This is a genomic window from Pedobacter sp. AC212 (genome assembly GCF_979258625.1).
The window spans coordinates 2,886,712-2,900,895 of sequence record NZ_OZ409870.1 but is presented as its reverse complement, the minus strand read 5'-3'; the positions used below and the strand labels follow the sequence as shown (position 1 = coordinate 2,900,895).

Sequence of the window (14,184 nt, the reverse complement as noted above, 5' to 3'; positions counted from 1 at the left end):
GCGGCAGGGAAAATTTATTTTATCAATCCCATAATCATTAGTGAAACTACTATGGCGATTCCGAAACTCAGCAAGGTGCCAATTAGTACATATTCGGTTAATTTTAAATCATGTGCTTCTTTTAAATCGCCAAAGCGGAAAACAGATTTAGCCGCCAACAGAAAACCTACAGCCTCAAAGTGATTGGTGAGGATGAAAACAAAAATCAATGTGCGTTCTAAAATTCCAATATATTTCCCTGCATTCTGTAACGATTTCGGACTCTCATCATCACTTTCTGGTAACCACTTGGCAATAATCACTTTCATAATGATGGATGTTGGCATAGTCAAAAACAAAATGCCCGAAATTATAATCCACGTGTGCGTTTCATTGATAAAACTGATATTTAAATAACCATTATAGAAAAAATTCCATACCAATACAATAGAGCTAAAGTGCAAAACCTGGTCAACAAAAAATAAGATTCTGGCATTTTTATTTGTTTGAAAGATCGATTTTAAGGCATCAATTAGAAGATGCAATACACCGATTGATAAAGCTATTTTCCAAACATTAAAGCTTAAAAAAACAACAAAAATTAATCCTATATGAACCAGGACATGTAAATATAACTTGCTTGATTTTAGCTTCTTTCTTTCTTTATCTTTCACCCATGAATTAGGCTGCAGAAAAAAATCTCCAACTAAATGCGCTATAATGATTTTAATTAAATAGATCTCCATTATTTCGAAAGCGTTTGGTTCAATTTTTTACGGTATAATTTATCCATCTCCATCAATTCAGAATAATGAGCACGTTTTAAAGCCTCACTTACCAAAGATTGGGTTCTGCCTGAAAGCACGGCTAGCTCACTTTGCAACACATTTTCGTTTTCTAATGCCAGCTTGACCATTTCTGCTGCAACTATTCCCCAACTATCCATTGCAATTAAAGAAAGCTTAATCATAACATTAATTTCTTCATCGAAATCAGGGAAGTCAGTTTTAATAGCCAGATTAACTTTTGCTTGTTTTAAGCTATCAAAAGCTGCTCCAGAGCTTACAAATGCATCTCCGCTTGATTCTGAAAGTTTTTTACGCTTGCTTTTTATATCTCCGATTCCAATGCCCATCCTCACATCTGCAGGTTTATTTATTCTGATACAGGCTTTTAAATAAGCTGCAGTTTTAATGGCATTTTCTGTCTCTACCTCTACCTGGAAGCTATCTCCGCGATAAATCTCCCACTTATTATTCTGCTTTGAAACTACTTTTAAAGCATTTTTCAAACTCAATAACCAGCTATCTTTTATCTTTCTTGAACCTATTATATCACCTGTTATAATGCAAATCATAATACAATATCGGATTATTAAATCATATTTCAAAAATTATCGGCTAATTACCCGATATTTCTATTTATCGGCTAATTACCCGATATTTTAAATTATCGGCTAATTAGCCGATATTGATTTAAAACTTATAGCATAATTTATTGTTTAGTACTCATGGCATTAATAGAATTTACAAAAAGAGGTATTTACTGTAAGCAAGGAGATTTTTATGTAGATCCTTGGTGGCCTGTAGATTACGCCGTAACTACACATGGCCATAGCGACCATGTACGTTTTGGAAATAAACATTACCTCTGCCATACCTTAACAAAGCCTATAATTAAACGCCGCATTAGCGAAGATTTAAATGTAGAAACCCTTAATTATGGCGAAAGCATCGTTCGTAACGGTGTAAATATTTCATTTTATCCTGCAGGCCATATCATTGGTTCGGCACAAGTTAGATTAGAATACAAAGGGGAAATCTGTGTTATTTCAGGCGACTATAAAACGGAAGATGATGGGATTAGTGATATTTTTGAACCCGTAAAATGCCATTCATTTGTATCTGAAAGTACTTTTGGTTTGCCTGTATATAAATGGCAAAAACAAGATCTTGTTTTCGATAAAATTAAAAGTTGGGTTAGCGATAATATTCCACAACAAAAAACGAGCGTATTAATTGCATATAGTTTAGGGAAAGCACAACGTTTAATTAAAAATCTTGCGGGTAGTGTTCCTATTTATGTTCACAATAGTATCGCAAACCTAAATGAAGTAATTATCAATGCTGGTGTAAACTTGCCAGAAACGATTAGAATTACACCCGAAACTACCAAGGATGAATTACAGAAGGGAATTGTAATTGTGCCACCAGCCATGCGTGATAGCCGATGGATTAAGAATTTATCCCATCCGGTTACTGGTATTTGCTCAGGTTGGATGCAGGTTCGGGCACACCGTCGCTGGCAAAGTGCCGATGCTGGTTTCGCCCTCAGTGACCATGCCGATTGGACAGGGCTAATGGATGCCATTACTGCAACCGGCGCAGAAAAAGTTTATGTTACCCATGGTTTCACGGCCGCTTTTAGTCGGTTTTTAAATGATGAGGGCATTGAATCAGAAGAAGTAATGACCAAGTTTGGGCAAGAAGACGATGAAGAAAACAAAGTTGATCTGGCGGATGGTGAGAATCAAAAGAATGAAACTGAAAACATAAGCGCAGAATGAAAAGATTTGCAAAACTCATTCAGCAGCTAGAATTGAGCAATAAAACCAATGACAAAATTGCTGCATTAGTTGATTATTTTAATTTTGCTGATGATAAAGATAAGATTTGGGTCATCGCCCTGTTCACAGGTAAAAAACCTCGTCGACCAATTAAATCAGCATTGCTTAAATATTGGGCAATAGAAATTACACAAACACCCGAATGGTTATTTTCTGAAAGTTACTCGAACGTGGGCGATTTAAGCGAAACCATTGCCCTGCTCCTCCCGCCTGCAGAGAATACTTCAGATATTCAATTGCATAAATGGATTGAAAATTTGCACGATTTGGAAGGTAAAGATGATGAAACTAAAAAAGATTTTATCTTAAATGCTTGGAATACCTTAGAAACACAAGAACGATTCATTTTCAACAAACTTATTTCAGGCAATTTCAGAATTGGGGTTTCCAATAAAATGCTTGTGAATGCCCTGGCCAAGCAAAGTAGTTTGGATAGTGCCCAAATTATGCATAGCATTATGGGCAAGTGGAATCCTTATGAAATTACTTTTACCGAGCTGATTAATGGGGCACATGTAAATACTGATAACTCCTGGCCATATCCCTTTTGCCTTGCCTATGCTTTGGAGCAAGAGCCAGAAAAGTTAGGCGATATTACCGAATGGCAAGCCGAATGGAAATGGGATGGTATCCGCGGACAAATTGTTAAAAGAAATGGTGAATTATTTATATGGAGCAGAGGCGAAGAATTGGTAACAGAGCAATTCCCAGAACTACATTTTTTAATTGATATTTTGCCAGATGGTGTAGTTTTAGATGGTGAAATACTAGCGGTACAGGATAAGCAGGTTTTATCTTTTAGTACTTTGCAGCAACGTTTAAACCGCAAAACGATCAGTAAAAAACAACTGGAAGACGCCCCTATTGGGTTCTTCGTTTACGATATTCTGGAGTTTGAGGCAAATGATTTTCGCGAACATCCTCTTAGTGAAAGAAGAAAAATATTAGAGCAGTTAATTGGTAGTTTAGATGAAAGTGCTGTGATTCTATCACCAGTTATAGCTTGTAAAACCTGGGAAGAATTAGCGGAGTTAAGACAAACCTCACGTTCAATTAATAGTGAGGGAATTATGCTTAAAAAACTGAGTTCACATTACCACAGTGGTCGTAAACGTGGCGATTGGTGGAAATGGAAAATCAATCCTTATACCGTTGATGCAGTGATGATTTATGCCCAAAAAGGTAGTGGCAGAAGAGCAAATTTTTTCACCGATTATACTTTTGCTGTTCGCGATGGCGGAAACCTGGTTACTATTGCAAAGGCTTATTCTGGCCTAACCGATAAGGAAATTAAAGAAGTAAATTCTTTTGTAACTAAAAATGCAATAGAAAAATTTGGACCAGTTAGAACCGTAAAACCTGAACTTGTTTTCGAAATTGCATTTGAGGGAATCGCAGAAAGTAAAAGACACAAAGCTGGTTTGGCACTCCGTTTTCCACGGATTTTAAGATGGCGGAAAGATAAAAAAGCTGCTGAAATAAATACATTAGAAGATTTAAGGCAATTGCTGGCATCAACACTATGAGGCTGTTGAAGGTTTATTTTATTTAGGTTGGCCTTGCCACTTAAACCCTACAGACGTGGAAATACTTTTATTTGTTTTTTAAGAGTTGACAACTTTAATAGCTGATTGCACAGAAAGTTGTCAACTCTACAAATATAAGATTTTAGTAAATGGCGGGACTAATACTACCAAAGAATTACTGAAATTGCTTTTCAAGTTAAAAATTTAGAAATTACAATTATACATGGACCAAACGAAAACCAAAGGCTACAAAAAAATTAAGCAATGGCTTAAAGCCAATGGTCGTAAACCATTTAAATTTCAGGAAGATGCCTGGCAAAACTACTTAAACGGTTACAGCGGATTGGTGAATGCTCCAACAGGATTTGGTAAAACATTTTCTTTGTTTTTGGCCATAGCCATAGAGGCGCTAAATGCATCAGAATTAAGCAATAAAAAAGCAAAAGACCGTTTGCAACTCATTTGGATTACCCCACTTCGCTCCCTGGCTAAAGATATTGCAAGAGCGATGCGTGAAACACTTACCGAACTTGAATTAGATTGGCATGTTGGAGTAAGAAACGGCGATACCTCGCAGGCAGAAAAGGTTCAACAAAAGAAATCGATGCCCGAAATTTTATTGATTACACCTGAAAGTTTGCATCTTTTATTGGCGCAAAAAGGCTCTTCAACTTTATTTAAAAATCTGAAATGCATAGTAGCAGATGAATGGCATGAATTGTTAGGAAGTAAACGTGGTGTATTGGTAGAACTTGCTATTTCCCGGATTAAAGGTTTGCAAAAATTGGAAAAAAATCAGTTTTTAAGAGTATGGGGAATTTCGGCGACCATTGGAAATATTGAAGAGGCTTTGGATGTTTTGGAGCCTGATGAAACGGCGAAAAGGATCATTATAAAAGCCGACCTAGAAAAGAAAATCATCATTAAATCTATCCTTCCTGATGATATTGAAACCCTGCCTTGGGCTGGGCATTTGGGTTTAAAACTGGCTTATAAACTTCTGCCTATTATTGAGAAAAGCAAAACCACTCTTATTTTTATCAATACTCGTGGTCAATCGGAAATGTGGTACCAGCACCTGCTAAATATCGAACCTGAATTGGCAGGAAGAATTGCTATTCACCACGGCTCGATAGATTTTGAACTCAGAAACTGGATTGAAGATGCGTTACATACGGGGCAACTGAAAGCTGTTATTGCGACTTCATCTTTGGATTTAGGGGTTGATTTCAAACCCGTGGATACCGTTGTCCAGGTTGGTTCCCCTAAAGGTGTTGCCAGGTTTTTGCAACGTGCCGGCCGTTCGGGGCATTCGCCCCACGAGGTTTCCAAAATCTATTTTTTGCCAACACATGCTCTCGAATTGGTCGAAGCAGCAGCAATTAAAGAGGCAGCGAAAACGAATAATATAGAAAGTCGTGAGCCATTCATTATGGTTTTTGATACTCTGGTTCAATACCTGGTTACTTTAGCTATTGGAGATGGCTTTGATGACAAAATTATTTATGAGGAAATCAAAAATACCCACGCTTTTAGATTGATCTTGCCAGAGGAATGGGCTTGGGTAATGCAATTTATTACTTCAGGTGGCGATAGCCTAGGCGCTTATAACGAGTTTAAAAAGGTAACTAAAGATGAAGACGGATTATGGAAAGTTAAAAGCCGACAGCTGGCCATGCGACATCGTTTGCACATCGGAACTATAGTAAGTGATGCGATGTTAAAGGTAAAATTTCTTTCCGGCGGGTATATCGGCATGGTAGAAGAATATTTTGTTACCCGATTAAAAGCCGGCGATAATTTCCGTTTGGCCGGTCGGGTTTTAGAATTTGTTCATGTTAAAGATATGACGGTGATTGTTCGGGTGAGCAAACAAAAAAATGCTATTTCACCTAGCTGGAATGGTGGCCGTTTGCCATTATCTTCAAATCTAGGTTCGGTATTGCGGAAAAAATATAATGAAGCGTTAGATAAAACCCATAATGATGAAGAATTGGATTCTGTTTATCCATTATTTCTCTTGCAAGAAAAGCGTTCTCATGTACCACGTAATGATGAATTGCTAATTGAATTGATTAATAACAAAGAAGGTTTTCATCTTTTTGCTTATCCATTTGAAGGGCGTTTAGTTCATGAAGTGTTGGCAGCCTTGGTAGCTTACCGCTTGAGCAAGCTTTTGCCCATCAGTTTTTCTATTGCAATGAACGATTATGGGTTTGAACTATTAAGTGAAACAGAAATTCCTATGGATGAATCTATCGCATACGAAGTTTTCTCGCCAAAAAACTTAACAGAAGACATTACGCTAAGTATCAATTCAACAGAAATGGCTCGAAGAAAGTTCCGCGATATTGCCTGTATTTCAGGTTTGGTTTTTCAGGGGTATCCTGGTAAATATGTTGCCAATAAACATCTCCAGTCATCGGCAGGTTTATTTTTTAATGTTTTTAGCGATTACGATAAACATAATTTACTTTTGCGCCAGGCATACGATGAAGTTTTTTATCAGCAGTTGGAAGAGCCAAGATTGGCTGCCGCGTTAGAAAGAATTCAAAATAGTGAGGTAATCATTACCCATCCACAGAGTTTTACACCATTATCATTTCCGATCAAGGTTGATAGTTTACGGGAAAATATGAGTTCGGAAGAATTGGAACAACGAATTGCAAGGATGAAAGCAGAATCGGAGAAATTTAAGTAGATTACCCTTTTACTGTTTCGTCATTGCTCGCAACTACGGACTATATTAGATAAAAATTAATGACAATAACAAGCCACGGAGAAGAACTGATTCTAGATAAAGAAAGGGCTTTATACTTACCACAACATCAACTTTTAGCCATTAGCGATTTGCATTTGGGTAAATCTGCACATTTCCGTTCTGCTGGTGTACAAGTACCATCTACCATCGCTCAAAATGATTTACAACGATTAGGTTTGCTCATTGAAAAGTACAAACCTAAAACGTTATTGATTAATGGTGATATGTTTCATCATGGTTTAAACACCGATATCGATGAGTTTGCATCATGGAAAAAGCAATTTCGCGAACTCACTTTCTTGCTTGTAAAAGGAAACCATGATAGGTTAGCAAATGCTGATTATGAATCAATGCAAATTGAAATACATGAACCGAGTTTTTGTTTGGGGCCTTTTTGCTTTATTCATGATGTACCAAAATGTACCGAAGAAGAATTGTATCCGATAAGTGGCCACATTCATCCTGGGGTTACTGTAGTGGGTAAAGCAAAACAGCGTTTAAAATTTCCTTGTTTCTTCTTTGGAAAAGAATATGCAGTTTTGCCAGCTTTCAGTACGTTTACAGGCCTTTATAACATTTACCCGAAGACTAATGAACAAATATTTGCGGTTACGCCCAATAAAGTGGTCGAAGTATAATTAAGAATGAGAATCGATAATCTGTTTCAATTGCGAAGCCTGCAAAACACCACTTTGACGCCAAACTTGTTTTCCTTGTTTGAATAACATTAAAGTAGGTACACTTTGAACCGAATAGGCTGATGCAGCCGCTTGATTTTTATCAATATCGACCTTAATAATAGATACGGAATCGCCAACCTGCGATTTCAATTGTTCTAAAATGGGCTTCATCATTTTGCAAGGTCCACACCACTCGGCAAAAAAATCTACCAAAACTGGTTTCTCTCCATTTATTAATTCTGAAAACTTAGCCATAATTTAAGTCGTTAGTCGTTAGTCAAAAAACAGAATTAACGTGATTTGGTTTTAAACTAAAGAAGTCAAGCTTTGAAAAACTTGACTTCTTTTTATTTTAATTAAATCTCTCTGTTAAAATCCCAGTTTTCCAGGTAATCAGCCACTCTTCTAATAAACATCCCTCCTAACGAACCATCCACAACTCTATGGTCGTAAGACAATGAAAGGAACATCATGTGGCGAATTGCAATAACATCCCCGTGTTCAGTTTCTAACACTGCAGGTTTCTTTTTAATGGCGCCCACAGCTAAAATAGCAACTTGTGGTTGGTTTATAATAGGTGTACCCATCACGTTTCCAAATGAACCTACATTTGTTAATGTGAAAGTCCCACCTTGTGTTTCATCCGGTTTAAGTTTTGAAATCCTGGCTCTTGCAGCTAAATCGTTAACGGCTTTTGTTAAACCAACTAAATTTAACTGATCGGCATTTTTTATCACCGGAACAATGAGGTTTCCACTTGGCAAAGCCGCTGCCATACCAATATTGATATCGCGTTTTTTGATAATTTGCGTTCCGTTAACCGAAACATTGATCATTGGAAAATCTTTAATGGCCTTTGCTACAGCTTCAACAAAAATTGGCGTAAATGTTATTTTCTCATTTTCACGTTTTTCAAAGGTATTTTTCACTTTGTTGCGCCACAAAACCATATTCGTCACATCGGCCTCAACAAATGAAGTGACGTGTGGAGATGTCGTTTTACTCATCACCATATGATCGGCAATAAGTTTACGCATTCTATCCATTTCAATAATTTCATCGCCACCAGAGACTGATGTTGTTGATGTTTTAGTTGCAACCGGTGCTTGTTGTGATGCGGTAATAGGTTCAGCAGCTGGCTGATTAGGAACATTTGAAATGGTTGGTGAGGCATTCGCTTGCCCACCGTTTCTGTTTGAGATATAATTTAATAAATCATCTTTGTTGAGCCTGCCATCTGCACCAGAGCCTTTTATTGAATCGAGTTCTTCAATGGAAATATTTTCTTGAGAAGCTATGCTTTTTACCAGAGGAGAATAAAAACGGTCTGAAGAAGCAAAATCAGCTTGCACTTCAGAAGTTTTTTCTTGCTGTAATTCTGCTAAGCCTGGAATGTCTTGAGGTTGTTCTTCTTCTACAACAGGCATTTGTCGAGCAGCTTCTTCGGTTTTAACGTCGTTACCACCTGCAGTTTCTATAATAGCAATTACATCACCAACTTGTGCAACTTCATCTTCCTTAAATAATTGCTTTACCAATTTACCGGCAACAGGTGAAGGTACTTCAGAATCTACTTTATCTGTTGCAATTTCTAAAATTGTGTCATCCAAATCAATTGAATCTCCAATTTGTTTTACCCATTTAATTACGGTTGCTTCGGCAACACTTTCACCCATTTTTGGTAACAATAGTTCGTATTGAGCCATATTAAATTACAGTATTATATATTGGTATTGCGACAAAAATACAGTTTTTATTCGTTGTAAAAGTCTTCCCTAAGTAGATTTAATAACATCATTAATGCTGATGCTGCCGAACGTTCGATGTTTTGAAGGCGTTTATTACTGAAATTAAACACTTTAGCAACTGTTTTATTCTTTGATGAAATCGCAATCCACACGGTTCCAACCGGCTTATCTTCGGTACCACCATCTGGTCCGGCTATACCACTTACTGCAATAGCATAATCAGTTTTGAAATGTTTAATTGCTCCTTCGGCCATTTCGGTAACCGTTTCTTCACTCACCGCACCAAATTTAGATAAGGTAACTTCTTTCACGCCCAAAATCGATTCTTTAAGTTCGTAGGCATAGGCCACAGCTCCGCCCCAATACACAGATGAACAGCCAGGATGTTGAGTAATCAAATGGGCAATATAGCCACCAGTACAACTTTCTGCAGTAGATAAGGTTAAACCTTTCGATTTCATTAGATTGAGAATGGCCTGCTCGAGCGGGAGATCTTCATCAATTACAACAAACTTTTTAACTTTTGTGATAATCTGTTGAGCATAAACTTCAACTTCAGCCTTTAAAGCCAATTCATTATCGCCTTTTGCAGATAAACGCAAACGCACCTGGCCTAATTTAGGTAAATACGCAAGCTTAATATGCGGTGGCAAACCATCTTCGATTTCTTCAATTTCCTTGGCTAAAAAGGATTCACCAATATTAGCCGTCAGAATAGTTTTGTGTACAATTGACGGTAACTTAAACCGGGATTTAATTCTTGGTAATACTTCATCGTCCATTAAATACATCATTTCGTACGGAACTCCAGGCATTGACACAAAAATCTTATCGTGCTGCTCAAACCACATGCATGGAGCGGTTCCGTTTTTATTAACGATCACTTCGCAACCATCTGGTACATCAGCTTGCTGAATGTTAATATCCAACAAAGGGCGTTTGAATTTCTCGAAAATCTGACGAACCATTTCTAAGGCTCCGGCATCGTTTCTAAAACCCATATTGAAATATTTAGCCAAAGTTTTCTTGGTAATATCATCTTTCGTCGGACCTAAACCACCGGTTATTAAAATGATATCTGCTCTGGTTTCAGCATCAGCTAATGCAGATAAAATATGTTGTTCATCATCAGAAACTGATGTAATCTGTTTAACCGAAACGCCAATTAAATTTAATTGTTTAGCCATCCAGGCCGAATTGGTATCAACAATTTGACCGATGAGAATTTCATCGCCAATGGTTATAATTTCAGCTAGCATAATTTTACTGGTATGTATTGTAGAAACCTTGTCTTTTGCTCAATTTTAAATCTTGAAGAATTGAGGCCTTAACCTTTAAGGTTACGGAATAACTCTTATAAGCACCATAAGGAACCCAATTCACACTCATATCCCAACAATGTAAGTCACGGTAAATCCCTATGTTCATTGGTGTTAGACCATTATTTTGAAAATCGTAACCCGAATTGAAAGTAAATTTCCATTTAGGTGTCAGATTAAAATCTCCGTTGAAGTTTAGCGTATTACTTGTTGTGCTTACGCCAAAATCGTTACTGTATTGAAAACTGTAAGAGAATGAGAAATTCCATGGAATATTGAAATCCACAAAAGCATTTGGATCTCTGCTGATGGCAGCCAATTGTTCTGATTGCAATGGCGACAAGCCTTTTTCCTTTGCAGTTTCGCTCAATTTATCATTGGCTTCATTTTTCTTTTTCAAGGCATCCGGATTTAAGCTGTAATCGAATGAAAATCCGATGTTAGTTAGTCGGGCTAAGCGGCCACCTCTCCTCAGGGTGAAATTATTGCTTCGCGTAAAGGTTCTTTGTCCGGTAACAGGATCTACACTTTCATCCAAATCATAAGGATCGAACGTACCATTGTAGTTAATTCCTAATTTATCTGTAAACTGAGAACGACCATTAAAACTTAAGGTAGAAAGTTTATTTCTCGGAGCCAGAAAATTATAAGAACCAGAAATACTTAAACCTTGAATAATTGGAATTTTTCGCTCTCCGGTACCAGTGGTATCTTTGCTCGATTTAACTTTTAATTCCACCGTATTATCTACACCAAAACCGATAGCGGCAGCTTTGCCAGGAAAAGAACCTTGATAAGCCATCCCCTGAAAAACAGAATAGGTTAACGGCTGTTGATAAGTATCTCTTATTTCTTTACCATTTTGATCAATTGCAGCCAAAAACGGACCTCTACCTGCTTTAGTAAAATCTGGCGAATAATTAAATGAAACGTTAGGTGTAATTACGTGGCGCATAGCCATAATGTTCCCCAGGTTTTTAAACTTCTTTTGACCATAAATTTTGGTAGACATACTGGTAGAAAGACTATAACTTCCGGCCCGTTTGAAACCGCTAAGGGTATCTATCCTTTCTGTATAAGTTCCATCATCGAAACTGGTAAATCTTTTATTGATATGTTGAAAATTCCAAACCTCGTTATAGCTACCACCCAAAGAGAAGTTTAGATATTTTAGGGCTGTAAACGACATGTTGATAGGAATGCTGTGACTGAAACCAGATCTCAACCGCTTTAAACCATCGTTTTGAAACAATAAACTATCCTTTGTATCTATGGCATTCGTTCCTTGCAAAGCATATCCAATGGTAATTTTCTGATACCATTTTTGCTCCCCCACGCGAGTTTTTGAATCGAATGGACTAAAAGTTGGCACGTTAAAAGTTGCATCGGGCAATCTAATGGATACATCCCTTGTGCGCAAGGTTTGATTACTCGTCATCGATAACGAATAATTCATATTGTTGGAAAAAGTTTTAGAATAACTAATACTACTATTGGTGGTATTGTTTGCAATCGCATTTAAATCGTAGTTCAAATTAGCAGGACTATTGGTGTAATAGCTACTGGAAGTAACGTTAACACTGGCACTAAAAGTTGTTCCAGGGTTGGCGTTTGCGTTTTGTGAGTGCGACCATCTAATGCTAAAATCCTTGTTAGGATTTTCAAAAGCTTCAGTGCCCTCTAAACCATTTTTTACACTGTTGTAGCTAATACCTATGTTTCCGCTAAATTTATATCTTTTGATGTAGTTACTGGTCAAATTGGTCTCGTAAGAACCATTTGTGTAAATACTTCCCAGCAATTTAGCGTCCCAGTAATCATTTAAACCAAGGTAGTAACCTCCATTTTGTAAAAAGAAACCACGTGTTGCATCCTCTCCAGGGCTTGGTAAAATTATGCCTGAAGTTCTTTTATTTGGTTTAGGAAAAAATGCAAATGGTAAACCTATTGGCGTAGGTACACCTTCAAAAACCATGTACATTGGTCCACTTATAATCTGCTTTTCCGTGGCAATACCTTTTGTAATCAAAATCCCGAAGTGAGGATGAGGCAAGTTGCACGTGCTGTACATTACATTTTTAATGTGCAACTCATCATCAATTTGTTTTTTACTTTGTCCGCCAGAGAAAAAGCCACCCTCCTGCTCAGAGAATACACCGTAAACTTTTGCCTTAGTAGTTTCAGAATTATAATAAAGTGAATCGGCTATTGCAGAACCATCGGTACCGGATTTAAATATCGGTTTACCAACGTATCTATTGGTTTTAGGATCCGTTCTTCCACTGGCAAAAATCAGTTTATTTTGCGAATCGTAACGGATATAATCTGCATCGAGTTCGAAGTCGCCATAATTTACCCTGGCGTTTCCATACATGTATATGATACTCTTGTTCTTGCTGAAACGAACTGAATCGGCCCGGTACTCTACTTTTTGATCCAAACCACTATTATTTGGAGATGCTTTTTTCGATGTATCTCTTTTTGATGTGTCTTGCTGGATGATTTGTTGCAATGAAAAAGAAGAAAATGCGTTAGCTTTACCAACACCATGTGTTAATAAAATGACAGAAATTAGTAAAATAGAGCTAGTAAGAAGTTTCAAATTCGTATTTGAATGTTATTTTTGCACAAATGTTTAATCAAAAACGTTCAAAATTAGTGAAAAATATACCATTGATGTATCTTAAAACCATTTTAACATTTATTATTTGTTTTGCTTTATTCAATACAATTGATAATCAAGCCTTTGCGCAAGAATATAAAATTAAAACAATCGTAATCGACGCTGGTCATGGAGGAAAGGATGGCGCCACGCATGGTGTTTATTCTAAAGAGAAAGATGTTGCTTTAAAAACAGCACTTAACTTGGGTAAAGCACTTCAAGATAGTATTAAAGATATTAAAGTAATTTACACGAGGCAAACCGATGTTTTCATTCCATTGTACGAACGCATCAACATCGCTAATAATGCAAAGGCTGATTTATTTATATCTATTCACTTGAATGATATGCCGGTAAGGGTATCGAAAGTGGTTGATTATTATAAAAAAGTTAAAGGTAGAAAAGTTCCTGTTTACCGTTCTGTCGTTTCGAAAAGTACTTCTACACGGGGCACGGAAACCTTTGTATCTGGCACAGGCCGTTTAGGAGAGCAAGATGAAGTAATCAAAAGGGAAAATGCTTCGATGTTTTTAGAGGATAATTATCAGAAAAACTATGAAGGTTTTATTGCCAATACACCTGAGAATGACATTATGCTTTCTTTGATGAAACAAACCAATAGAGAAAGAAGTTTAAAATTTGCGTCGCTTTTACAGCAAGAATATATCAATGCTGGCAGAATTAACCGGGGCGTGCAGGAAAAAAGTTTGGCAGTATTAGCACGAGCATCAATGCCTGCAGTTTTAACTGAAATTGGTTTTGTAAGTAATCCCGATGAGGAAGATTATATGAACTCTGCAGAAGGTCAAACAGAAATTGTTAATGGAATAATTAAAGCGATTAAAAACTATAAACGTATTGCCGAAACATCTTTCTAATCTAC

General features: G+C 37.0%; 11 protein-coding genes. 5 read left to right on the top strand and 6 right to left on the bottom strand.

All coding sequences use genetic code 11. The features are described 5' to 3' along the window. Positions 1-14: 14 nt before the first annotated feature. Together ACZZZC_RS12590 and ACZZZC_RS12585 are read right to left on the bottom strand one after the other, a co-directional pair. On the bottom strand, positions 15-725 hold the full coding sequence (locus tag ACZZZC_RS12590; RefSeq protein WP_463482351.1) for a DUF3307 domain-containing protein: 711 nt from the start codon (positions 723-725) through the stop codon (positions 15-17). Then, positions 725-1,336 carry a SatD family protein gene (locus ACZZZC_RS12585; RefSeq protein ID WP_463482350.1) on the bottom strand — a complete coding sequence of 204 codons (612 nt, stop codon included), beginning with the start codon at positions 1,334-1,336 and terminating at the stop codon, positions 725-727. The genes ACZZZC_RS12590 and ACZZZC_RS12585 overlap by 1 nt, the downstream gene beginning before the upstream one ends. A gap of 153 nt (positions 1,337-1,489) precedes the next feature. On the opposite strand from ACZZZC_RS12585, the gene ACZZZC_RS12580 reads away from it, so the two are divergent. The 4 genes from ACZZZC_RS12580 (at position 1,490) to pdeM (ending at position 7,530) form a co-directional block, all read left to right on the top strand. Next, positions 1,490-2,545: a ligase-associated DNA damage response exonuclease gene (locus tag ACZZZC_RS12580; protein ID WP_463482349.1), complete on the top strand. Its 1,056-nt coding sequence runs from the start codon at positions 1,490-1,492 to the stop codon at positions 2,543-2,545. Next, the gene (locus ACZZZC_RS12575; RefSeq protein WP_463487359.1) at positions 2,542-4,131 is read left to right on the top strand and encodes an ATP-dependent DNA ligase; all 1,590 of its coding nucleotides are present in this window, start codon (positions 2,542-2,544) and stop codon (positions 4,129-4,131) included. The genes ACZZZC_RS12580 and ACZZZC_RS12575 overlap by 4 nt, the downstream gene beginning before the upstream one ends. A 223-nt stretch (positions 4,132-4,354) precedes the next feature. Next, positions 4,355-6,832, top strand: coding sequence for a ligase-associated DNA damage response DEXH box helicase (locus ACZZZC_RS12570; RefSeq protein WP_463487358.1), 2,478 nt, complete (start codon positions 4,355-4,357; stop codon positions 6,830-6,832). Positions 6,833-6,891: 59 nt separating this feature from the next. Next, positions 6,892-7,530, top strand: coding sequence for a ligase-associated DNA damage response endonuclease PdeM (gene pdeM, locus ACZZZC_RS12565; protein WP_463482346.1), 639 nt, complete (start codon positions 6,892-6,894; stop codon positions 7,528-7,530). On the opposite strand, the gene trxA is transcribed toward pdeM, so the two are convergent. The 4 genes from trxA to ACZZZC_RS12545 all read right to left on the bottom strand — a co-directional run bounded on the left by trxA (position 7,531) and on the right by ACZZZC_RS12545 (position 13,241). Continuing rightward, positions 7,531-7,827 carry a thioredoxin gene (trxA, locus tag ACZZZC_RS12560; protein ID WP_463482345.1) on the bottom strand — a complete coding sequence of 99 codons (297 nt, stop codon included), beginning with the start codon at positions 7,825-7,827 and terminating at the stop codon, positions 7,531-7,533. It abuts the gene before it with no gap. Between the two features lie 101 nt (positions 7,828-7,928). Beyond that, the gene (locus ACZZZC_RS12555; protein ID WP_463482344.1) at positions 7,929-9,278 is read right to left on the bottom strand and encodes a dihydrolipoamide acetyltransferase family protein; all 1,350 of its coding nucleotides are present in this window, start codon (positions 9,276-9,278) and stop codon (positions 7,929-7,931) included. 47 nt (positions 9,279-9,325) lie between these two features. Beyond that, positions 9,326-10,579, bottom strand: a complete 1,254-nt coding sequence (locus ACZZZC_RS12550) for a competence/damage-inducible protein A (protein ID WP_463482343.1) — start codon at positions 10,577-10,579, stop codon at positions 9,326-9,328. Between the two features lie 4 nt (positions 10,580-10,583). Beyond that, complete coding sequence (locus ACZZZC_RS12545; protein WP_463482342.1) at positions 10,584-13,241, bottom strand: putative LPS assembly protein LptD; 2,658 nt, start codon at positions 13,239-13,241, stop codon at positions 10,584-10,586. Between the two features lie 74 nt (positions 13,242-13,315). On the opposite strand from ACZZZC_RS12545, the gene ACZZZC_RS12540 reads away from it, so the two are divergent. Next, positions 13,316-14,179 (top strand): N-acetylmuramoyl-L-alanine amidase family protein, encoded by an 864-nt coding sequence (locus ACZZZC_RS12540; RefSeq protein ID WP_463486268.1) that lies wholly within the window; start codon positions 13,316-13,318, stop codon positions 14,177-14,179. Positions 14,180-14,184 lie beyond the last annotated feature (5 nt).